This is a genomic window from Streptomyces sp. NPDC027663, assembly GCF_055566415.1.
On the sequence record NZ_JBVHSK010000006.1, the window covers coordinates 409,236 to 430,249 of the forward strand.

The following is a 21,014-nucleotide window of genomic DNA, read 5'->3' on the forward strand; positions in this document are numbered from 1 at the left end:
CTACTACGACCTTCGGGACGACACCGTGCGGGACGCGGTCGACCGCCGCCCGTTGGACCCCACGGTCACCACGTCCGAGATCCGCCGCGACCCGCTGCTCGGCGACTCGGTCGCCGTCGCCTCGCACCGCCAGGGCCGCACCTACCATCCGCCGGCCGACGAGTGCCCGCTGTGCCCCACGCGCGGCGACCGGCTCAGCGAGATCCCGGACTCCTCCTACGACGTCGTCGTCTTCGAGAACCGGTTTCCCTCGCTGGCCGGCGACTCCGGGCGCTGCGAGGTGGTCTGCTTCACCTCCGACCATGACGCCTCCTTCGCGGACCTGTCCGTCGAGCAGGCGCGTCTCGTGCTGGACGCCTGGACGGACCGTACGTCGGAGCTGTCGCATCTGCCCTCCGTCGAGCAGGTGTTCTGTTTCGAGAACCGCGGTCCGGAGATCGGCGTGACCCTCGGCCACCCGCACGGACAGATCTACGCCTACCCCTTCACCACGCCCCGCACCGCGCTGATGCTCCGCTCGCTCGCCGCCCACCGGGACGCGACCGGCGGCCAGAACCTGTTCGACTCGGTCCTGGAGCGGGAACTCGCCGGAGAGCGGGTCGTCCTTGAGAGTGAACACTGGGCGGCCTTCGTGCCGTACGCGGCACACTGGCCGTACGAGGTCCACCTGTACCCGAAGCGCCGCGTGCCCGATCTGCTCGCCCTCGACGAGGCGGCACGCACAGAATTCCCCCAGATCTATCTGGAACTCTTGAAGCGCTTCGACCGGATCTTCGATGGGTGGGACGGAGGGAAGAGCCCTGTGCGCGACCGAGGGAAGAGCCCTGTGCGCGACGGAGGGAAGAGTGCTGTGCGGGAGGGAGCGGAGAGCCCCGTGCGGGAGGAAGCGGAGAAGTCCGTGGGTGAACCTCCGACGCCGTACATCGCGGCCTGGCACCAGGCCCCCTTCGGCGCGCTGGCGGAGTTCGACGGCGTGACGCGGGACGACTTCGCGCTCCACCTCGAGCTTTTCACCATCCGCCGCACTTCCGGCAAGCTGAAGTTTCTCGCGGGTTCCGAGTCCGGCATGAGCGTGTTCATCAACGACGTGCCGCCGGAGCGCGCGGCCGAGCGACTGCGAGAGGTAGCGACATGAAGTACCTGGTGACGGGTGGCGCGGGATACGTCGGCAGTGTCGTGTCCCAGCACCTGCTGGAGGCCGGATACGAGGTCACCGTCCTCGACAACCTCTCCACCGGCTTCCGCGCGGGCGTCCCCGCCGGTGCCGCGTTCGTCGAGGGCGACATCCGCGACGCCGCCAAGTGGCTCGACTCCTCCTACGACGGCGTGCTGCACTTCGCGGCGTCCTCGCAGGTCGGCGAGTCGGTGGTGAAGCCGGAGAAGTACTGGGACAACAACGTCGCCGGCAGCATGGCCCTGCTCGCCGCGATGCGCGAGGCCGGCGTCCGCAAGCTGGTCTTCTCCTCCACGGCGGCCACCTACGGCGAGCCGGAGCAGGTCCCGATCCTGGAGACCGCCCCGACGAAGCCGACCAACCCCTACGGCGCCTCCAAGCTCGCCGTCGACCACATGATCACCAGCGAGGCGAACGCCCACGGCCTGGCCGCGGTGTCCCTGCGCTACTTCAACGTCGCCGGTGCCTACGGCGTGTACGGCGAGCGCCACGACCCCGAGTCGCACCTGATCCCCCTCGTCCTGCAGGTCGCCCAGGGCCGCCGCGAGGCGATCTCCGTCTTCGGCGACGACTACCCGACCCCCGACGGCACCTGCGTGCGCGACTACATCCACGTCGCCGACCTGGCCGACGCCCACCTGCTGGCCCTGACGGCCGCCACGCCGGGTGAGCACCTGATCTGCAACCTCGGCAACGGCAACGGCTTCTCCGTCCGCCAGGTCATCGAGACCGTCCGCGAGGTCACCGGCCACCCGATCCCCGAGGTGGTCGCCCCGCGCCGGGGCGGCGACCCCGCCGTCCTGGTTGCCTCCGCGGACACCGCCCGCGAGAAGCTGGGCTGGAACCCGACCCGCGCGGACCTCGCGGGCATCGTCGCGGACGCGTGGGAGTTCGCGCAGAGCATCGCAGAGGAGCACTAGTGGCACCAGTGGGCGCACAGCAGGTCGCGGAGCGCTTCGCCGAGCTGTACGGGGTCGCACCGGAGGGCGTCTGGGCGGCACCGGGACGGGTCAACCTCATCGGCGAGCACACCGACTACAACGACGGCTTCGTGATGCCGTTCGCCCTGCCGCACCGGGCGACGGCGGCCGTCTCCCGCCGCACCGACGGCGTCCTGCGCCTGCACTCCGCGGACGTCGAGGGCGGGGTCGTGCAACTGCGCCTGGACGCCCTCGCCCCGCAGAGCGACGACGACTGGACGGCGTACCCGGCGGGCGTGGTCTGGGCGCTGCGCGAGGCGGGCCACGGCGTCACCGGCGCCGACGTCCACCTGTCCTCCACGGTCCCGACGGGCGCCGGCCTGTCCTCCTCGGCCGCCCTGGAAGTCGTGATCGCGCTGGCGCTCAGCGACCTGTACGACCTCGGCCTGCCGCGCTGGAAGCTGGCCCGGCTGTGCCAGCGCGCCGAGAACGTCTACGTCGGCGCCCCGACCGGCATCATGGACCAGACGGCCTCGGCCTGCTGCGAGTCCGGCCATGCGCTCTTCCTCGACACCCGTGACCTCTCCCAGCAGCAGATCCCCTTCGACCTGGCCGCCGAGGGCCTGCGCCTGCTGGTCGTGGACACCCAGGTCAAGCACGCCCACAGCGGCGGCGAGTACGGCAAGCGCCGGGCCGGCTGCGAGAAGGGCGCGGCGCTGCTCGGCGTCGACGCCCTGCGGGACATCCCCTACGGCGGCCTGGACGCGGCCCTCGCCCGCCTCGGCGACGAGGAGGAGGCCGTCCGCCTGGTCCGCCACGTGGTGACGGAGGACCACCGGGTGGAACGCGTCGTCGCCCACCTGCGCGCCGGCGAGACCCGCGCCATCGGCCCGCTCCTCACCGAGGGCCACGCCTCCCTCCGGGACGACTTCCGCATCTCCTGCCCGGAACTGGACCTGGTCGTCGACACCGCCCTCGCCGCCGGCGCCCTGGGCGCCCGCATGACCGGCGGCGGCTTCGGCGGCTCGGCGATCGTCCTGGCAGAGGCGACGGACGTCGACACCCTCACCAAGGCGGTCGTAGAGGCCTTCGCGACAGCGGCCTTCACCGCCCCTCGTATCTCCGAGGCGGTGCCGTCAGCGGGCGCCCACCGCCTGGCTTGACACTTCTTTTCCCGCGAATCGCAGCACCGCACCGGCTCCCCACGCGCTCGACGCGCAGCGAGCCGGTGCGGTCGTCCTCAGCGTGTCCTCCCGGTACGGGCAGTCCACGGCCCGGACCGAAGTCCCCTCCACCACAGGCGACTTGGCGGCCACCCGGTAATGTGCATGGCGCTCAGAGGCCGCGGTTCTGACGACTGCCCGCCCGGGACGGAGCAGGACCACAAGACACGGGGAGGCCACCGGTATGGCGTGGGAGGAGTGGAAGCAGCTGAAGGCCAAGGCGGCCGATCGGCACTCCACCCGGATGCAGCTCAACCAGCTGCCGGGCGACCTGGGAGGCGGCGGCAGCCCGCAGGGCGACCTGGTCGCAGGGCACAAGGATCTCGAAGCGGTCGGCACGGCGGCGCATGATTTGTTTACCGACTTCACGGCCTACAGCGGGCATGCGCGCGTGGCCTCGGAGGCGGCGGCGGGCGGACTCAAGGGTGAGGGCTTCGCTCTGGGGGCTGCGCTGGAGCATGTGACGGAACGCTGGAGCGAGCAGACCAAGACACTGCTGGACGCCTGCGCCCACATCTCCAACCATCTGCGCTACACCAAGAACCAGCATGCAGCCGACGATTCCTACATCGCCGGCGCGGTCAGCAGCATCGCCATGCTCGACAAGGGTTTCGACGACCGGAAGGGCGATTGACGGCGATGGATCTCGACGTACTGCGTCATGGAACTTCGCCAAGCTCGGTGAAGCGGTCACCGACTGGCAGCAGATGACGAAGAAGCTCGCCGACCTGCGCGAGGATGCCGAGAGCAAGCTGAAGGCGAAGGCCGACAAGGCCAAGTGGGAGGGAATCAACGCCACTGTCAGCCGCGAATTCATCACCAAGACCGTCGCAGAGTTCAGGGACGCACACACCCAGGCGGACTCCATCGCCAAAATCCTCAGTGACACGCGGGGCGAACTCATCAGCTACCGCACTCAGGTGAATGACGCGGTCAAGCGGGCCAACGACCAGAATCTGACCGTGGTGGACAACCGTGACGGCACGTTCTCCGTCATGGCCAACACTCGGCCCGACTGGGCGTCGGATCCCAGCGGCAAGTCCGGCGCGGCCGACCAGCAGACCGTGGACGCCTTCGTCAAGGAGATCCAGGGCATTCTGACCAAGGCGACGCAAAGCGACGACACCGCCGCAGAAGCCCTCAGACTCCTCGTCGACCAGGCCAAGTACGGCTTCTCCCACGCCTCCTACGCGAATCGGGACGAGGCCGCCGCGGCGGTCGCAGCTGCAGGGAAACTGGCCAAGATGGCCCAGAAGCCGGCGGACATGTCTCTGGACGACATCAACGCCTTCAACCGCGAGATGGCGAAGTACCACGACGACCCGCTGTTCGCGGAGAAGTTCGCCAAGAACCTGGGCGCCAAGGGGACGCTCCAGTTCTGGACCGAGATGACCTACGCCCATGCCGGCGCCCGGGGGTCAGCACTTGAGACGATGAAGGAGCTGCAGAACAACCTGAGCCTGACTCTTGCTACGGCGTCCTTCTCGGACTCGGACGCGATGCAGGGGTGGAAGAGGAACCTGCTCGACGAGGCCACCACGAACTTCCGCGCACCCAACTCCCCCAGCCCGATCGGCGCGCTCGGCTACCAGGTCATCAGCAGCCTCATGCGTAAAGGTCAGTACGACACCGAGTTCTTGGATGCCTACCGCAAGGATGTGTTCAAGGTGGACAGGGGAGCGGGGGAGTCGAACACCGACGACCGGTGGGTCAAGGGCTACGACGCCCTCGACCTCGTCTTCGGCGACGGCAACGGCCGGGATCCGCTGGAGGGCTTGTTCGACGGCCTCTCCCACAACCCCGAGGCGGCCGAGCACGCCTTCGCGTCCAAGCCGGACTTGGAACACATGCTCGGCACCCTCAAGTTCACGGACCGCGGGGAGTCCCTGGGGCGGGCTCTGCAAAGTGCGGTCACCGGAGTCGCTGTGAACGACTTCACCTCGTCGGCGCCACCGCACAGCGCCGCTCAAGTGAAGATCATGGCCGGCATCATGGCTGTGGTGGCCCAACCCGACGCAGGCGCGGACTTTGTGAAGAAGGGGCTGGGCGACAGCCTCGGCAACATGGCGGCCTCCTACATGCCGGAGATCAGCAGGTCGATCGGAAGCTCCAATGCCGTCGTGTTCCTGACCAACAGTGATGATCCGGAGGCGCTTGAGACCGCGGACGTGATCCGATTTCTTTCAGCGGTGTCCGCGGACCCCGCCGGCCGGGCGGGGATCATCGTGGGAGAAGGCGTGTACACCAGCGGACTCCTGGAGGCACATCTGTCGGACCCCTCGCTCTTCGACGGCTCCCGCGTGAAGGTCCTCGAAGACATCGGCCGGAATGCAGGCACCATCGAGGGGATCGTCGCTCATTCGGTGGCGGACGAAAAGGTGCAAGCCGTCGTCGACGGGGAGAAGGATTACAACGACGCGCTGGCGAAAAAGGGTGACTTCGTCAAGACATGGCTGGGGACCGGCGTCGGGTATGGATCCGTTTCCCTCTTTCCCGAGGGGCGCATGGGATCGGCGACCGGTGCTGCAGTCGGCGGTTTCGCCGGGGGTGTCATCGGATTGGCCGTGGACCGCCTGATGGAGGGCCAAGAGCTGGAAGGGGCTCGCGACGGGGCTCTCTACGCAAGCGCCAAGGACCTTTACGCAGCTCGGGACTCGGTCAATCGGCAGACGCAGGCCTCGGTCACGGATGCCCTGGAACGGCATCATGTGAACCTACCCAAGGACGGTACGAGCGACACCATTCGGAATGCTGTCAACGGAGGTTGGGACGACGCCAGTGAATTCTTGAGCAACTCGAAGGAGCGTCCGCGTGGGTGACCGGACCGGCAGCGGGAAGCGCAAGGCGAGAGAGTACAGCGCCAAGACGTTCGTCGCCTGCGTGGTGGGTTTCCTTGTCGTCGGCGCGGGCGCCTGGTTCGCCCTCACGACGGGGCTTGAGCGGCTGCCGTCCAAAGTGTGCGATGGCGCTGTCGAGCGGGACCTGGTGATCCGGACGCTGCCGCGTACGCGGACGGCGGAGGAAGGGGCTGAGCGTCGGCGCGAGGGTGCGGAGCTTCGCTTCTCCTGTCATGTCTACACGAGCGCGGATTCGATCCTTTCGGGTGTGGCGCGCGTGGACGACGCCTCCCCGCAGGTCTGGCTGAGCCATTACGCCGGCTCCGCCGACCGCCGCACCGTCCGTGTGTCGTCCGACGGGATCGAGGCCCTGGCCGAATTCGGCGGTGACAGAGTCCACTCCTCCGTCTACGTCCCCTGCACTCCCCGGGGCGTCCGGGCGGGCGAGGCCGATCAGTCCTACGCCATCGTCGCCGAGACCTATCTGGTGGGGAAGGCCAGGGTCTCCGGTACAGAACTGGGCCAGGCCCTGACCGACTTCGCCTACCGGCTCACCGAGCATGCCTACAAGCTGGCCGAGTGCGAGTACCCCCGTCACTTCCCCGAGGAACTTCCCCGTTACGGGAGCCGCTGATGGACGACGACGAGATACGGTCCCGGTTCGACGGGCGGGGTCTGGTGGAGATCCGGGGTGGGACGTCCGTGATGGAGCGGGCCGAGAAGGTTGCGCACGCGCTCGGCTACCGGCTCATCTCCAGCGAGTCCACCCGCGGCCCGGGCCTCGTGCTCGGTCTTCCGGCGTCTCCCCGCACCGTGCGGCTCGTCTTCCGCCGCGACGACGACCCCCGGGCCCGGCGCCAGGCTGAGCGGACCATCGAGCGTCTGCGGGCCGGAGGTCCCCTGTTGGCGGACGACGAGTCGCTGCTGCCTCCGCCGCCTCCGCCCGCCCCGGCACCACCCTTCGTGCCCCGGCCGCCGGTACCCCGTCCCCGGCGGTCGATGGAACCGCCTCCGCCCCCACGGTCGGTAGGGCCCGGCTTCAGGGTTCCGCCCCGGCCGCCCTGTCCGCCGCCGCCTGCTCCGCCGACGGAGTGAGCCGCCGTCAGCCCAGTCGCTTCGTCAGTGTGTACTCCGTGATTCCCGGCGGGTAGTCGGGGATCACGCACACCACCTCGTAGCCCTGCTTCTTGTAGAACTCGGGGGCCTGGAAGTCCCAGGTCTCCAGGCGGGCGGAGGTGCAGGCGCGGGTGGCGGCGATGTGCTCGGCCTCGGCGAGGAGATGTGAGCCCAGGCCGGTGCCGCGGTGCACGGGGTCGACCCAGAGGTAGGTCACGTGGAGCCAGGTCGTCCAGGTGTGGCCGACCAGACCGCCGGCGAGGTCGCCGGCGGCGTCCAGGGCCCACACATGGAGCGGGGACTCGCGTTCGTCGGGGGTACCACGCAGGGCGGCGAGGACCGGGGACGCCGTCGTGTTGCTGTCCCGCAGCCGCGACCGGAGCAGATCACGTCGGCCTTTGTCGACTTCCGCCTCAATACGAAACATGCGGCACACGATAAACGCGTCAGACGGCCAGTTCTGCAAATCTACTTCCGCTGCGTGCTCTCATCCGTACTCTGAGGAACAGCACCGGTGGGGGCCGGTGCCGCTCAGGGGGCGAGACAGGCGGGTACGGCGCCCGCGGTGGGGGTAGCAGTTTCCGCAACGGCGGCGGCCGTGCGGCGCGCGTCCTCGTCCGCGGGTGTCGTACCCGGCGCGGGTCGTCGTTCTCCGCACCTTTTCCGGGCATGTCCGGACCGGCCGAATCCGGAGCTTTCCGGACCGTGGGTACCCCTGCTCCACGCGGAGCCTGGGGAAAGGGGTTACGTGGTTCGCATCCGAGTCCTGGTCGTGGACGACCACCGCATCTTCGCCGAGTCGCTCGCCGCCGCACTGGCCGCCGAGCCCGACGTGGACGTCGCCGCCGCCGGCAGCGGCCCGGCCGCGCTGCGCTGCCTGGAGCGGGCGGCCGCCGAGGGCCGCCGCTTCGACGTCGTGCTGGCCGACGCCGACCTGGGCGGCACGCTGCCCGGCGCCCGTCCGGCCGTACCGGTGCAGGACGGTGACGCGGAGGGCCTGGTCGACGGGATCTCGCTCGTCGCCGGGGTCCGGGCCGCTCAGCCCGCCGTACGGCTCGTCGTGCTCGCCGAGAAGGACGACCCGCGCCGCGCGGCTCTCGCGCTGCAGGCCGGGGCCTCCGGCTGGGTCGCCAAGGACTGTTCGCTGTCCCGGCTGCTGACGGTGATCCGGGGTGTGCTGCGCGACGAGACCCATCTGCCGCCGGCTCTGCTCACCGCAGTGCTCAAGGAGTTGACGGCCGCGCGCAAGCACCGCACCGAGAGCGAGCGGCTGGTGGAGTCCCTCACCCCGAGGGAGCGGGAGGTGCTGCGCTGCATGGTCGCGGGCCTCGGCCGCAAAGCCGTCGCCGAGCGGCTGTTCCTCTCCCCGCACACCGTGCGCACCCACATGCAGAACGTTCTCGGCAAGCTGGGCGTCCACTCGACGCTGGCCGCCGTCGCGCTGGCCCGGCGGGCCGGGGTGGGACCGGTGGACCTAGCCGGGGATGTTGTCGAACGGGGCGGTCAACTGGCGTAGCAGTCCGGCCAGTTCTCCGCGCTGGGCGCGGGACAGCTCGGCGAGGATCGCCCGTTCCTGGTCCAGCAGGCCCGACAGCGCCTGGTCGGCCCGGTCCCGGCCCTCGTCGGTCAGCCGGACCAGCACGCCCCGCCGGTCGCTCGGATCGGGCAGCCGCTCCACCAGACCCTTCTTCGCGAGCCGGTCGATGCGGTTGGTCATCGTGCCCGAGGTGACCAGGGTCTGCGTCAGCAGCTGGCCGGGGGAGAGCTGGTACGGCGTTCCCGCGCGCCGCAGTGCGGTCAGCACGTCGAACTCCCAGGGCTCCAGCTGGTGCTCGGCGAAGGCGAGCCGGCGGGCGCGGTCCAGGTGCCGGGCGAGTCGGCTCACCCGGCTGAGCACTTCCAGCGGCTCCACGTCGAGGTCCGGACGCTCCCGGCGCCACGCTGCGACCAGCCGATCGACCTCGTCCTCCATGGAGATCAGTGTAGTGGTTGTGTCGACATGAAGTCTCTTGATGTCGTGTCTCTTGACATCGAGAGAAATGGGCGGGGACAGTGGACGCCATGACGACGCCCACCTGGGACCCCGCCCAGTATCTCCGTCACGCCGGCCACCGCGCCCGCCCCTTCGCCGACCTCCTCGCCCACATTCCCGCCCTCCCCTCGGACCGGCCCCGCATCGCAGACCTCGGCTGCGGCCCCGGCAACGTCACCGCGCTCCTCGCCGAGCGCTGGCCCACCGCGCACATCACCGGCTACGACAACTCCCCCGAGATGCTCGACAAGGCCCACGTCGACCACGAAGGACCCACCGCGGGAGGCGGCCGGCTGGACTTCGCCCACGCCGACGCCCGCGTCTGGACGCCCGAGGAGCCGTACGACCTGATCGTCTCCAACGCCACCCTCCAGTGGGTGCCCGGCCACACCGGCCGCTTCGCCGACTGGATCGCCGCGCTGAAGCCCGGCGGCACCTTCGCCTTCCAGGTCCCGGACAACATCGACGCCCCACTGCACGCCCTGATGCGCGACCTCGCCGCCGGCCCGCGCTGGAAATCCCGCCTCGCCGACGTCCTGCGCCGCACCGACTCCGTGTCCGGGCCCGGCGCCTACCTGGACGTCCTCGCCCGCCTCGGCTGCACCCCCGACGTGTGGCAGACGACGTACCTTCACGTCCTCACCGGCCAGGACCCGGTCCTCGACTGGGTCAAGGGCACCGGACTGCGGCCCGCCCTGACCGCGCTCGCCGACGACCCCGAGGCGCGGGACGCGTTCCTGGCCGAGTACCGGGACCTGCTGCGCGAGGCCTACCCGAACGCGCCGTACGGCACGGTCATGCCGTTCCGGCGGCTGTTCGCGGTGGCTGTGAAGGGAGGGTGAGGGGGCTGAGGGTGAAGGGGGTGTTCCTCGGCGTCAGGCCATGCGGCCCGGAGCAGGGTCGAACAAGATCAACCTGACGGTCTGCTTGCTCCACCTCGTCCCGTGACCCTCAGCTCTTGCGGTGCCCGATCAGCCGCGGCTTCGGCTCCAGTCCGTCCAGCCCGTGCCACGCCAGGTTCACCAGATGCGCCGCCACCTCCGCCTTCTTCGGACGGCGTACGTCCAGCCACCACTGGCCGGTCAGGGCGACCATGCCGACCAGGGCCTGGGCGTACAGCGGGGCCAGCTTCGGATCGAAGCCGCGGGACTTGAACTCGCGGCCCAGGATGTCCTCCACCTGGGTGGCGATGTCCGAGATCAGCGACGCGAACGAACCCGTCGACTGAGGGATCGGCGAGTCACGGACCAGGATGCGGAAACCGTCCGTGTACTCCTCGATGTAGTCGAGGAGCGCGAAAGCCGCCTGCTCGCACAGCTCACGCGGATGGCCGGCCGTCAGCGAACTGGTCACCATGTCCAGCAGCCGGCGCATCTCGCGGTCGACCACCACCGCGTACAGGCCCTCCTTGCCGCCGAAGTGCTCGTACACCACCGGCTTGGACACCCCGGCCTTCGCGGCGATCTCCTCCACCGACGTGCCCTCGAAGCCCTTGGCCGCGAAAAGGGTGCGGCCGATCTCCAGCAGCTGCTGGCGGCGCTCGGCACCGGTCATACGGGTCCGGCGGGTCCGCCGTTGCTTGTCGTTGGAGCTGCTGCTGGAATCGGTCGCCACGGCATCAATCATGCCGCCTCGGCAGTCTCCTTCCGGCGCCGGGAGCCGCCTCCCCCGGTGTCACGGCGCGAATCGATACGCGAGCGTGACGGCCAGCGCACGTCGTACGCCCAGCCGAGCAGCTCGAAGATGCGGATGAAACGCGCCGACGAGTCGATCTGGCCGCGCATCACACCGTGCCGCGCCGACGTCGGGTCGGCGTGATGCAGGTTGTGCCACGACTCGCCGCACGACAGGACCGCCAGCCACCACACGTTGCCCGAGCGGTCCCGCGACTTGAACGGCCGCTTGCCGACCGCGTGACAGATCGAGTTGATCGACCACGTCACATGGTGCAGCAGCGCCACCCGTACGAGGGAACCCCAGAAGAACGCGGTGAACGCGCCCCACCAGGACATCGTCACCAGACCACCGATCAGCGGCGGCAGCGCCAGGGACACGAACGTCCACAGGACGAACTGGCGGGAGACCGCCCGGATCGCCTTGTCCTTGATCAGATCCGGCGCGTACTTCTCCTGCGGGGTCTGCTCCTCGTCGAACAGCCAGCCGATGTGGGCCCACCACAGGCCCTTCATGAGAGCGGGAACCGTCTCCCCGAACCGCCACGGGGAGTGCGGGTCCCCCTCGGCGTCGGAGAACTTGTGGTGCTTGCGGTGGTCGGCCACCCAGCGCACCAGCGGGCCCTCGACCGCCATCGACCCCATGACCGCCAGAGCGATCCGCAGGGGCCGTCTGGCCTTGAACGAACCATGGGTGAAGTACCGGTGGAAACCGATCGTGATGCCATGGCAGGCGAGGAAGTAGAAGAACACCATCAGGCCCAGATCGAGCCAGCTCACCCCCCAGCCCCAGGCCAGCGGCACGGCCGCCACCAGAGCCAGGAACGGCACGGTGATGAAGAGCAGCAGCGTGATCTGCTCGACCGACCGCTTCTGCTCACCGCCCAGCGTCGCGGAGGGGAGAGGTGTGTCGGTGGTCCTGCGGGCTTCTTCGATCAGATCGGAACGTGAGGTCATGCGCGTCCCCTGTGGGGTCGAGGGTCGAGACAGGTGCCGGGCCGCGGGACCGGTCGGTACTCGACGGTACTTTCCCTACGGTTCCGTAACCTACGGCGTCGTAAGTATGTCAGCGTGTCGTGCCGCGGCAAGAGCCCCAGACCCTGCGCGTCCGCATGGCCACCTATCCTTGGTCTCGGTCGGACAGCGCGGTCCGCTGAAGTTTCCTTCCCGGACCCTCCGGCCCCTATGCGGCGCCTGCCGCCGGCAGCCGGACGGGTTCCCTCCCAGACGAGCTTCAACACTGCAAGGAGCCGCACCTGTGAGCAGTGCCGACGACCAGACCACCACGACCAGCAGCGAGCTGCGCGCCGACATCCGCCGGCTGGGTGATCTCCTGGGCGAGACCCTGGTACGGCAGGAAGGTCCCGAGCTACTCGACCTCGTCGAGAAGGTCCGCCGCCTGACCCGCGAGGACGGCGAGGCCGCCGCCGAGCTGCTGCGCGGCACCGAACTGGAGACCGCGGCCAAGCTGGTCCGCGCCTTCTCCACCTACTTCCACCTCGCCAACATCACCGAGCAGGTGCACCGCGGCCGGGAACTGCGCGCCCGGCGCGCCGCCGAGGGCGGCCTCCTCGCCCGCACGGCCGACCGGCTCAAGGACGCCGACACCGAGCACCTCAGGCAGTCCGTCCAGCACCTCAACGTCCGCCCGGTCTTCACCGCGCACCCCACCGAGGCCGCGCGCCGGTCGGTCCTGAACAAGCTCCGGCGCATCGCCGCGCTCCTGGACACCCCCGTCCTCGACACCGACCGGCGCCGCCACGACATCCGCCTCGCCGAGAACATCGACCTCGTCTGGCAGACCGACGAGCTGCGGGTCGTCCGGCCCGAGCCCGCCGACGAGGCCCGCAACGCCATCTACTACCTCGACGAACTGCACGCCGACGCCGTCGGCGACGTCCTGGAGGACCTGACCGCCGAACTGGAACGCGTCGGCGTCAAGCTCCCCGACGACACCCGCCCGCTCACCTTCGGCACCTGGATCGGCGGCGACCGCGACGGCAACCCCAACGTCACCCCCCAGGTCACCTGGGACGTCCTCATCCTCCAGCACGAACACGGCATCAACGACGCCCTGGAGGCGATCGACGAACTGCGCGGCCTGCTCTCCAACTCCATCCGCTACGCCGGAGCCACCGAAGAGCTGCTGCAGTCCCTCAAGGCCGACCTGGAACTGCTCCCCGAGATCAGCCCCCGCTACAAGCGCCTCAACGCCGAGGAGCCCTACCGGCTCAAGGCCACCTGCATCCGGCAGAAGCTGGAGAACACCAAGCAGCGCCTCGCCAAGGGCACCCCGCACGAGGACGGCCGTGACTACCTCGGCACCGGCGAACTGCTGAAGGACCTGCGGATCATCCAGGCCTCCCTGCGCGAGCACCGCGGCGGCCTCTTCGCCGACGGCCGCCTCGCCCGCACCATCCGCACCCTCGCCGCCTTCGGCCTCCAGCTCGCCACCATGGACGTCCGCGAACACGCCGACGCCCACCACCACGCCCTCGGCCAGCTGTTCGACCGGCTCGGCGAGGAGTCCTGGCGCTACGCCGACATGCCCCGCGACTACCGGGCCAAGCTCCTCGCCAAGGAACTCCGCTCCAGAAGGCCGCTCGCCCCCACCCCCGCACCCGTCGACGCCGCCGGGCAGAAGACCCTCGGCGTCTTCGAGACCGTCAAGAAGGCCCTGCAGGTCTTCGGGCCCGAGGTCATCGAGTCCTACATCATCTCCATGTGCCAGGGCGCCGACGACGTCTTCGCCGCCACCGTCCTCGCCCGCGAAGCCGGCCTGATCGACCTGCACGCCGGCTGGGCGAAGATCGGCATCGTCCCCCTCCTGGAAACCACCGACGAGCTGAAGGCCGCCGACACCATCCTGGAGGACATGCTCTCCGACCCGTCCTACCGGCGCCTGGTCGCGCTGCGCGGCGACGTCCAGGAGGTCATGCTCGGCTACTCCGACTCCTCCAAGTTCGGCGGCATCACCACCAGCCAGTGGGAGATCCACCGCGCCCAGCGCCGGCTGCGCGACGTCGCCCACCGCTACGGCGTACGCCTGCGCCTCTTCCACGGCCGCGGCGGCACCGTCGGCCGCGGCGGCGGCCCCTCCCACGACGCCATCCTCGCCCAGCCCTGGGGCACCCTGGAGGGCGAGATCAAGGTCACCGAGCAGGGCGAGGTCATCTCCGACAAGTACCTCATCCCCTCCCTCGCCCGGGAGAACCTGGAACTGACCGTCGCAGCCACCCTCCAGGCCTCCGCCCTGCACACCGCCCCCCGCCAGTCCGACGAGGCCCTCGCCCGCTGGGACGCCGCCATGGACGTCGTCTCCGACGCCGCCCACGCCGCCTACCGCCGCCTGGTCGAGGACCCCGACCTGCCCGCGTACTTCTTCGCCTCCACCCCGGTCGACCAGCTCGCCGACCTGCACCTCGGCTCCCGGCCCTCCCGCCGCCCCGACTCCGGCGCCGGCCTCGACGGCCTGCGCGCCATCCCCTGGGTGTTCGGCTGGACCCAGTCCCGGCAGATCGTCCCCGGCTGGTTCGGCGTCGGCTCCGGCCTCAAGGCCCTGCGCGAGGCGGGCCTGCGGCAGGAAGGGGACACCGTGCTCGACGAGATGCACCAGCAGTGGCACTTCTTCCGCAACTTCGTCTCCAACGTCGAGATGACCCTCGCCAAGACGGACCTGCGGATCGCCCAGCACTACGTCGACACCCTCGTCCCGGACGAACTCAGGCACGTCTTCGACACCATCAAGGCCGAACACGAACTGACCGTCCGCGAGGTGCTGCGCATCACCGGCGAGCAGGAACTGCTGGACGCCCAGCCCGTCCTGAAGCAGACCTTCACCATCCGCGACGCCTACCTGGACCCGATCTCCTACCTCCAGGTCACCCTGCTCAAGCGGCAGCGCGACGCGGCAGCCGCCGGCACCGAGCCCGACCCGCTGCTCTCCCGCGCCCTGCTCCTCACCGTCAACGGCGTGGCAGCAGGCCTGCGCAACACCGGCTGACAGCCACGACACGGACGAGGGTGCCCCCGCGGTCGTACGACCCCGGGGGCACCCTCGTTCACAACGCCGAGCCGCTCAGCGGTCCGCTCACTGCAACGCCACGAACGCCGCCGTCAGCAGCCCCGCCCCGGACAGCCCCAGCACCCACGCCGCCCGCAGCAGCCGCATCCCGCCCGCGACCACCACCGACGCCAGCAACAGCGCCCCGCCCAGCGGCACCCACGCGTACAGGATCCCCGCCGGACCGCAACGCACCGCGTCCCTCGTGCCCGGCTTCAGCACCACGTCGTACGTCGTCCCCACACGCACCGCCAGGGACTGCCCGATCTCCACGCGCGCCCGCGCCGGCGCGCCCGCCGACGAAGACGTGAACGGGCCGCTGCAGGTGTCCCCGGCACAGTCCGTCACCCGGACCGTGCCCCGCTCCCGCCCCTTGGTCAGCATCACGTGCTGCGCGGTCCCCCAGGAACCCCACACTCCGCAGAAAACGATCAGTGCGGCGAGCGCTCCCATCGCCGCGACCCGCCCGAACCGCAACGCGGTCACGGACGCCTGGCGAGCGGTACTGGCTGTGGCAGGCATGGCCGGGATCATTGGCCATACCGCTACGACCGGTCAACTCCGCCGGGCGTCCTGGGCGGACAAGTCAGGAGTTGTACGACGCCCGGCCACCTACACCCCCGCTCAGGAGCTGTAGGACGCCCCCGGCCACCTACACCCCCGCTCAGGAGCTTGTAGGACGCCCCCGGCCACCTACGCCCCCGCACACGAGTTGTGGGACGCCCCCGATCACCTACGCCCCCGCTCAGGAGTTGTACGCGCTCTGCGCCCGCTCCAGCCCCTCCGTCACCAGGCACTCCACCGCATCCGCCGCACGGTCCACGAGGTAGTCCAGCTCCTTGCGCTCCGCCGACGAGAAGTCCTTCAACACGAAGTCCGCCACCTGCATCCGCCCCGGCGGCCGGCCGATCCCGAACCGCACCCGGTGATACGCCGGACTCATCGCCTTCGTCATCGACTTCAGACCGTTGTGCCCGTTGTCACCGCCGCCCAGCTTCAGCCGCAGCGTCCCGTAATCGATGTCCAGCTCGTCATGCACGGCCACGACGTTCGCCACCGGAACCTTGTAGAAGTCCTTCAGCGCGTTCACCGGGCCGCCCGACAGATTCATGTACGACATCGGCTTCGCCAGGATCACCCGGCGATTCGCCGGCCCGGCAGGACCGATCCGCCCCTCCAGCACCTGCGCCTGCGCCTTGCCCGCCCGCTTGAACTTCCCCCCGATCCGCTCCGCGAGCAGGTCCGCCACCATGAAACCGACGTTGTGCCGGTTCATGGCGTACTCCGGGCCGGGATTACCGAGCCCGACGATCAGCCAGGGATCACTGGCGGGAGTGGTCACGTCCATGTCTCCTTGATACGCGCCAGCCGCCGCCCCCGGCGAGGGGAGCGGCGGCTGACCAGCTGATGACGACGGCGAGGATCAGGCCTCCGCCGCCTCCTCACCCTCGGCGGCCTCGCCCTCGGTCTCCTCGACCTGGGCCTGCAGCACCTGCAGCACCACGGCGTCCTCGTCCACGGCCAGGGTCACACCGCTCGGCAGGGTGATGTCCTTGGCGTGGATGGAGGCACCGGCCTCCAGGCCCTCGACGGAGACCGTGACGGCCTCGGGGATGTGCGTGGCCTCGGCCTCGACCGGCAGCGCGGCCAGGACGTGCTCCAGCAGGTAGCCACCCGGGGCCAGCTCGCCCTCGGTGTGCACCGGAATCTCGACCGTGACCTTCTCGCCACGCTTGACCAGCAGCAGGTCCACGTGCTCCAGGAAGCCCTTCAGCGGGTCACGCTGCACGGCCTTCGGGATCGCCAGCTCGTTGGACTTGCCGTCGATGTCCAGGGAGATCAGGACGTTCGGCGTACGCAGCGCCAGCAGCAGCTCGTGGCCCGGCAGGGTCAGGTGCAGCGGGTCGGAACCGTGGCCGTACAGAACACCCGGAACCTTGTTGTCACGGCGGATGCGACGGGCGGCACCCTTGCCGAACTCGGTACGGGTCTCGGCGGTGAGCTTCACCTCGGACATGTTGATCACTCCTCGTAGGAACTCGGAACGGACGTGGTCACCCGGCCACGAACGGCCTGCTACGAAGAGCGCGTCGATAACGGAGCACCGGACACCCGCAGAAACGGAGTACGGCCTCCCTCGCCGAGCAACTGCAGCAGTCTACTCGGCAAGGGAGGCCGCACCCAAAAGGATCTTCAGCTAACGCCGGAACGTAGCCTGCAGAAACCTCACTGCTCGTCGAACAGGCTCGTCACCGAACCATCCTCGAACACCTCACGCACCGCACTCGCAATCGTCGGAGCGATCGACAGCACCTTGATCTTGTCCAGATCCCGGCCCAGCTCCGCCGGCGTCGGCAACGTGTTCGTGAACACGAACTCACTCACCCGCGAGTTCTTCAGCCGATCGGCAGCCGGCCCCGACAGCACACCATGCGTCGCCGTCACGATGACGTCCTCCGCACCATGCGCGAACAACGCATCCGCAGCCGCACAGATCGTGCCACCCGTGTCGATCATGTCATCGACCAGCACACAGACACGGCCCTTGACCTCACCCACGACCTCGTGGACCGTCACCTGGTTCGCCACGTCCTTGTCACGCCGCTTGTGCACGATCGCCAGCGGCGCACCCAGCCGGTCACACCAACGGTCCGCCACCCGCACCCGGCCCGCGTCCGGCGACACCACCGTCAGCTTCTCCCGGTCCACCTTCTCACCCACGTAGTCCGCCAACAGCGGCAGCGCGAACAGGTGATCCACCGGACCGTCGAAGAAGCCCTGGATCTGGTCCGTGTGCAGATCCACCGTCAGAATCCGGTGGGCACCCGCCGTCTTCATCAGATCCGCGATCAGACGCGCCGAAATCGGTTCACGACCCCGGTGCTTCTTGTCCTGCCGCGCGTAACCGTAGAACGGCACGATCACCGTGATGGAACGAGCCGACGCACGCTTCAGCGCGTCGATCATGATCAGCTGCTCCATGATCCACTTGTTGATCGGAGCCGTGTGGCTCTGGATCAGGAAGCAGTCCGCACCACGAGCCGACTCCTGGTAACGGACGTAGATCTCGCCGTTCGCGAAATCGAAGGCCTTCGTCGGGACGACCCCGACACCCAGCTGCTGGGCGACCTCCTCGGCAAGCTCGGGGTGGGCGCGGCCGGAGAAGAACATCAACTTCTTCTCGCCGGTCGTCTTGATCCCGGTCACAGCACTGTCTCCTCAGAGGTTGTCTCAGCCAGCCGGCTGCTCGGCGACCTCTCTGCTGGGCGCGAGAGGCCAAATCAGCTGGTAAGGATGCGGGGGTGCACTCGTGCGGATGTGCACTTATCACGGTACGCCGTGTTTGACGCACCCGTTTCCCGTCAGTCCTCGTCCCCACCCTGCCCGGACGCCGCCTCGGCCGCCTTCGCCGCCGCGCTCCCCGGACGCTTCCGCGCCACCCAGCCCTCGATATTCCGCTGCTGACCGCGGGCCACGGCCAGCGAACCGGGCGGCACGTCCTTCGTGATCACAGACCCGGCAGCGGTGTACGCACCGTCCCCCACCGTGACAGGAGCCACAAACATGTTGTCCGACCCCGTCCGGCAATGCGACCCGATCGTGGTGTGGTGCTTGTCCTGACCGTCGTAGTTCACGAACACACTCGCCGCACCGATGTTCGAGTACTCACCGATCGTCGCATCCCCCACATACGACAGATGCGGCACCTTCGTACCCTCACCGATCGACGCGTTCTTCGTCTCCACGTACGTCCCGATCTTGCCCTTCGCACCCAGCCGGGTACCCGGACGCAGATACGCGAACGGCCCCACACTCGCCTGCGCACCCACCACAGCCCCATCGGACACCGTGTTGTCCACCCGGGCCCCCGCACCCACCCGGGTGTCCTTCAGCCGGCTGTTCGGCCCCACCTCGGCACCCTCACCGATGTGCGTGACACCACTGAGCTGCGTACCCGGATGCACCACCGCATCCTGCTCGAACGTGACCGTCACATCCACCCACGTCGTCGCCGGATCCACGACCGTCACCCCGTCCAGCATCGCCCGCGTCAGCAACCGGTCGTTCAGGATCCGGCGAGCCTCCGCCAGCTGCACCCGGTTGTTGATCCCGGCGATCTCCCGGTGATCACCGGCCACGCAGGCGCCGACGCGGTGACCGGCCTCGCGGAGGATCCCCAGCACGTCCGTCAGGTACTCCTCACCCTGACTGTTGTCCGTCCGCACCTTCTTCAGCGCGTCCGCCAGCAGCTGCCCGTCGAACGCGAACACCCCGCTGTTGATCTCCCGAATCTCCCGCTGGACCCCGGTCGCGTCCTTGTGCTCCACGATCGCCGTGACGGCACCCGTCACCTCGTCCCGCACGATCCGGCCGTACCCCGTCGCATCCGGGACCTCGGCCGTCAGCACGGTCACCGCATTGCCGTCCGCGTGATGCGTCCCGGCGAGCCGCGCCAGCGTCTCCCCGGTGAGGAGCGGGGTGTCCCCGCACACGACCACGACGGTCCCGTCCACGGCCCCGCCCAGCTCCTCCAGGCCCATGCGCACGGCGTGCCCGGTCCCGTTCTGCTCGGCCTGCACCGCGGTCCTGGTCTCCGGGTCGATCTCGTTCAGGTGCGCGGTCACCTGCTCACGGGCGTGACCCACGACGACGACCAGGTTCGCGGGGTCCAGCTCACGGGCGGCGGCGAGGACGTGGCCGACGAGGGAGCGGCCGCAGATCTGGTGCAGAACCTTGGGTGTGGCCGACTTCATACGGGTGCCCTCACCCGCTGCGAGAACGACGACTGCTGCCGGGCGGATGGCACTCACGGGGTTGCCCTTCGGCTGTGGGTGGGTGGGGGTGACAGCCGCAGGATACCGGGGGGAGGTTGGGGGGATGTGAGAGCGGGCCCTGACCGGGGGGTTACCGGTCAGGGCCCGAACTTAGGTTTTGTGTGGTGTGGGCTCCCGGAGAAGGATTCGAACCCTCATTCAACGGACCAAAACCGTTTGTCCTGCCTTTAGACGATCCGGGATGGTTTGCGCGTTATGTCCGATTTGGCTGATCGGCTTCGCGTGCGGCCTCCACTATGCCGTACCAAGACCCCTCGATGCGACGGTACAAGTCGGCGCCTTTCAGGACTTTGACCACGAGGCAACCCCGGTAGTTGGTGCCGGTGTTCTTGCGGACCGTCTTCGGATTGTGCTTCTTGACGGTGGTCCTGTAGAAGGAGCCGGCAGTGGCACCGACCAGGTCTGCCCAGTAGCGCTCGGCCGAGCTGATGTCCGCCGTCTCGTGGATCATCACTGCGAAGCGCAGTCGGTCTCGCTCCACTCCCAGCAGGTCCAGCCAGGCCAGAAACACCTCGATCATCCCGGGATCGCTGTTCACGAAGGCGACGTTCTCCCGGCGGTCGTACGGCTTGTCCTTGCCGCCCTCGGCCCAGTAGAGCCCCACGCCCAACAGGAACAGTTCGCGACTCGACAGAACGCCGATCGCGAGCCGGGCCTCTTCTTTCGTGCGCCTGCGCTCGTCGTCCCGGATGCGCAACTTCTCTTCCCAGCCCTTGCGGGCGATTGCCGCCGCTTCCTCAGGGCTGCGCCTGCGCTCCGGCCTCGGCAGATCCCGTACCCACAGCGACACCGAACTCCGTGAGCAGCCCAGTTCTGCCTCGATCTGGTCGTAGGTCCAGCCCTGGAGTCGCAGCTCTCGTGCCTTCGCTCGCAGGTCGTCCTTGGCGTTGGGGCGCTTGGTCCACTCCGGTGGCGGTTCTCCCTTCACCAGCTGGTTGAGGATGTCGTTGTTGAAGATCTTCAGCTGGTCGCGGATCTGGCGGAGGCTGTGGCCGGCGCGGCGCAAGGCGACCGCCCGCTCTCGCAGGCCGTCGAAGTCGGCGTATTTGCCGGGCGGATGTGTCATACGCATACCGTCCGGACGGAATGCTGGATTCCGGTGTCGAACGGGAAGGGTTCACCAGTTCGAGGGATATCGGAG

Annotated in this window: 20 protein-coding genes and 1 tRNA gene; 10 read left to right on the forward strand and 11 right to left on the reverse strand. The window is 69.1% G+C overall.

All coding sequences use genetic code 11. The annotated features are described in order from the left end of the window. Positions 1–25: 25 nt before the first annotated feature. From ACZ4SF_RS19685 to ACZ4SF_RS19715, 7 genes are all read left to right on the forward strand, one after another. A complete protein-coding gene (locus ACZ4SF_RS19685; protein ID WP_468386000.1) occupies positions 26–1,135 on the forward strand; it encodes a galactose-1-phosphate uridylyltransferase in 1,110 nt (369 codons plus the stop codon). Beyond that, complete coding sequence (gene galE / locus ACZ4SF_RS19690; protein ID WP_468385789.1) at positions 1,132–2,094, forward strand: UDP-glucose 4-epimerase GalE; 963 nt, start codon at positions 1,132–1,134, stop codon at positions 2,092–2,094. Before ACZ4SF_RS19685 ends, galE begins: the two co-directional genes overlap by 4 nt. An 8-nt stretch (positions 2,095–2,102) precedes the next feature. After that, positions 2,103–3,257 (forward strand): galactokinase, encoded by a 1,155-nt coding sequence (gene galK / locus ACZ4SF_RS19695; RefSeq protein ID WP_468386002.1) that lies wholly within the window; start codon positions 2,103–2,105, stop codon positions 3,255–3,257. A gap of 244 nt (positions 3,258–3,501) precedes the next feature. Next, positions 3,502–3,951 carry a hypothetical protein gene (locus ACZ4SF_RS19700; protein ID WP_468385792.1) on the forward strand — a complete coding sequence of 150 codons (450 nt, stop codon included), beginning with the start codon at positions 3,502–3,504 and terminating at the stop codon, positions 3,949–3,951. 73 nt (positions 3,952–4,024) lie between these two features. Further along, complete coding sequence (locus ACZ4SF_RS19705; RefSeq protein WP_468385795.1) at positions 4,025–6,136, forward strand: hypothetical protein; 2,112 nt, start codon at positions 4,025–4,027, stop codon at positions 6,134–6,136. Further along, positions 6,129–6,788, forward strand: coding sequence for a hypothetical protein (locus ACZ4SF_RS19710; protein ID WP_468385798.1), 660 nt, complete (start codon positions 6,129–6,131; stop codon positions 6,786–6,788). The genes ACZ4SF_RS19705 and ACZ4SF_RS19710 overlap by 8 nt, the downstream gene beginning before the upstream one ends. Then, positions 6,788–7,249, forward strand: a complete 462-nt coding sequence (locus ACZ4SF_RS19715) for a hypothetical protein (RefSeq protein ID WP_468385801.1) — start codon at positions 6,788–6,790, stop codon at positions 7,247–7,249. The genes ACZ4SF_RS19710 and ACZ4SF_RS19715 overlap by 1 nt, the downstream gene beginning before the upstream one ends. 7 nt (positions 7,250–7,256) lie before the next feature. Here ACZ4SF_RS19715 and ACZ4SF_RS19720 read toward each other — a convergent pair whose 3' ends face one another. Continuing rightward, positions 7,257–7,697 carry a GNAT family N-acetyltransferase gene (locus tag ACZ4SF_RS19720; RefSeq protein ID WP_468385804.1) on the reverse strand — a complete coding sequence of 147 codons (441 nt, stop codon included), beginning with the start codon at positions 7,695–7,697 and terminating at the stop codon, positions 7,257–7,259. Between the two features lie 321 nt (positions 7,698–8,018). Between ACZ4SF_RS19720 and ACZ4SF_RS19725 the strand changes: the two genes are divergently transcribed. Continuing rightward, entirely contained in the window at positions 8,019–8,786 is a 768-nt protein-coding gene (locus ACZ4SF_RS19725) for a LuxR C-terminal-related transcriptional regulator (RefSeq protein WP_468385807.1), read from the forward strand. Here ACZ4SF_RS19725 and tamR read toward each other — a convergent pair. Then, positions 8,745–9,242, reverse strand: a complete 498-nt coding sequence (gene tamR, locus ACZ4SF_RS19730; RefSeq protein ID WP_468385809.1) for a MarR family transcriptional regulator TamR — start codon at positions 9,240–9,242, stop codon at positions 8,745–8,747. The two genes, ACZ4SF_RS19725 and tamR, sit on opposite strands and share 42 nt — an antisense overlap. Positions 9,243–9,331: 89 nt before the next feature. Here tamR and ACZ4SF_RS19735 point away from each other — a divergent pair, with 89 nt between their 5' ends. After that, positions 9,332–10,144, forward strand: a complete 813-nt coding sequence (locus ACZ4SF_RS19735) for a trans-aconitate 2-methyltransferase (RefSeq protein WP_468385811.1) — start codon at positions 9,332–9,334, stop codon at positions 10,142–10,144. 109 nt (positions 10,145–10,253) lie between these two features. Here the strand turns inward: ACZ4SF_RS19735 and ACZ4SF_RS19740 are convergent, their stop codons facing one another. After that, entirely contained in the window at positions 10,254–10,928 is a 675-nt protein-coding gene (locus ACZ4SF_RS19740) for a TetR/AcrR family transcriptional regulator (protein ID WP_468385814.1), read from the reverse strand. Beyond that, entirely contained in the window at positions 10,925–11,932 is a 1,008-nt protein-coding gene (locus ACZ4SF_RS19745) for an acyl-CoA desaturase (protein ID WP_468385817.1), read from the reverse strand. The genes ACZ4SF_RS19740 and ACZ4SF_RS19745 overlap by 4 nt, the downstream gene beginning before the upstream one ends. Positions 11,933–12,233: 301 nt before the next feature. Here ACZ4SF_RS19745 and ppc point away from each other — a divergent pair, with 301 nt between their 5' ends. Then, positions 12,234–14,978 (forward strand): phosphoenolpyruvate carboxylase, encoded by a 2,745-nt coding sequence (gene ppc, locus ACZ4SF_RS19750; protein WP_468385820.1) that lies wholly within the window; start codon positions 12,234–12,236, stop codon positions 14,976–14,978. Between the two features lie 87 nt (positions 14,979–15,065). On the opposite strand, the gene ACZ4SF_RS19755 is transcribed toward ppc, so the two are convergent. The 7 genes from ACZ4SF_RS19755 to ACZ4SF_RS19785 all read right to left on the reverse strand — a co-directional run bounded on the left by ACZ4SF_RS19755 (position 15,066) and on the right by ACZ4SF_RS19785 (position 20,939). Continuing rightward, on the reverse strand, positions 15,066–15,572 hold the full coding sequence (locus tag ACZ4SF_RS19755) for a hypothetical protein (protein WP_468385822.1): 507 nt from the start codon (positions 15,570–15,572) through the stop codon (positions 15,066–15,068). Between the two features lie 211 nt (positions 15,573–15,783). Next, positions 15,784–16,386: an aminoacyl-tRNA hydrolase gene (gene pth / locus ACZ4SF_RS19760; RefSeq protein WP_468385824.1), complete on the reverse strand. Its 603-nt coding sequence runs from the start codon at positions 16,384–16,386 to the stop codon at positions 15,784–15,786. 75 nt (positions 16,387–16,461) lie between these two features. Next, entirely contained in the window at positions 16,462–17,055 is a 594-nt protein-coding gene (locus ACZ4SF_RS19765) for a 50S ribosomal protein L25/general stress protein Ctc (protein WP_468385827.1), read from the reverse strand. A 209-nt stretch (positions 17,056–17,264) separates the two neighbouring features. Next, a complete protein-coding gene (locus ACZ4SF_RS19770) occupies positions 17,265–18,245 on the reverse strand; it encodes a ribose-phosphate diphosphokinase (RefSeq protein WP_468385830.1) in 981 nt (326 codons plus the stop codon). A gap of 155 nt (positions 18,246–18,400) precedes the next feature. Further along, a complete protein-coding gene (gene glmU, locus ACZ4SF_RS19775) occupies positions 18,401–19,849 on the reverse strand; it encodes a bifunctional UDP-N-acetylglucosamine diphosphorylase/glucosamine-1-phosphate N-acetyltransferase GlmU (RefSeq protein ID WP_468385832.1) in 1,449 nt (482 codons plus the stop codon). A gap of 135 nt (positions 19,850–19,984) precedes the next feature. Then, positions 19,985–20,055, reverse strand: a tRNA-Gln gene (locus tag ACZ4SF_RS19780). A gap of 11 nt (positions 20,056–20,066) precedes the next feature. Next, the gene (locus tag ACZ4SF_RS19785; RefSeq protein WP_468385835.1) at positions 20,067–20,939 is read right to left on the reverse strand and encodes a helix-turn-helix domain-containing protein; all 873 of its coding nucleotides are present in this window, start codon (positions 20,937–20,939) and stop codon (positions 20,067–20,069) included. Positions 20,940–21,014 lie beyond the last annotated feature (75 nt).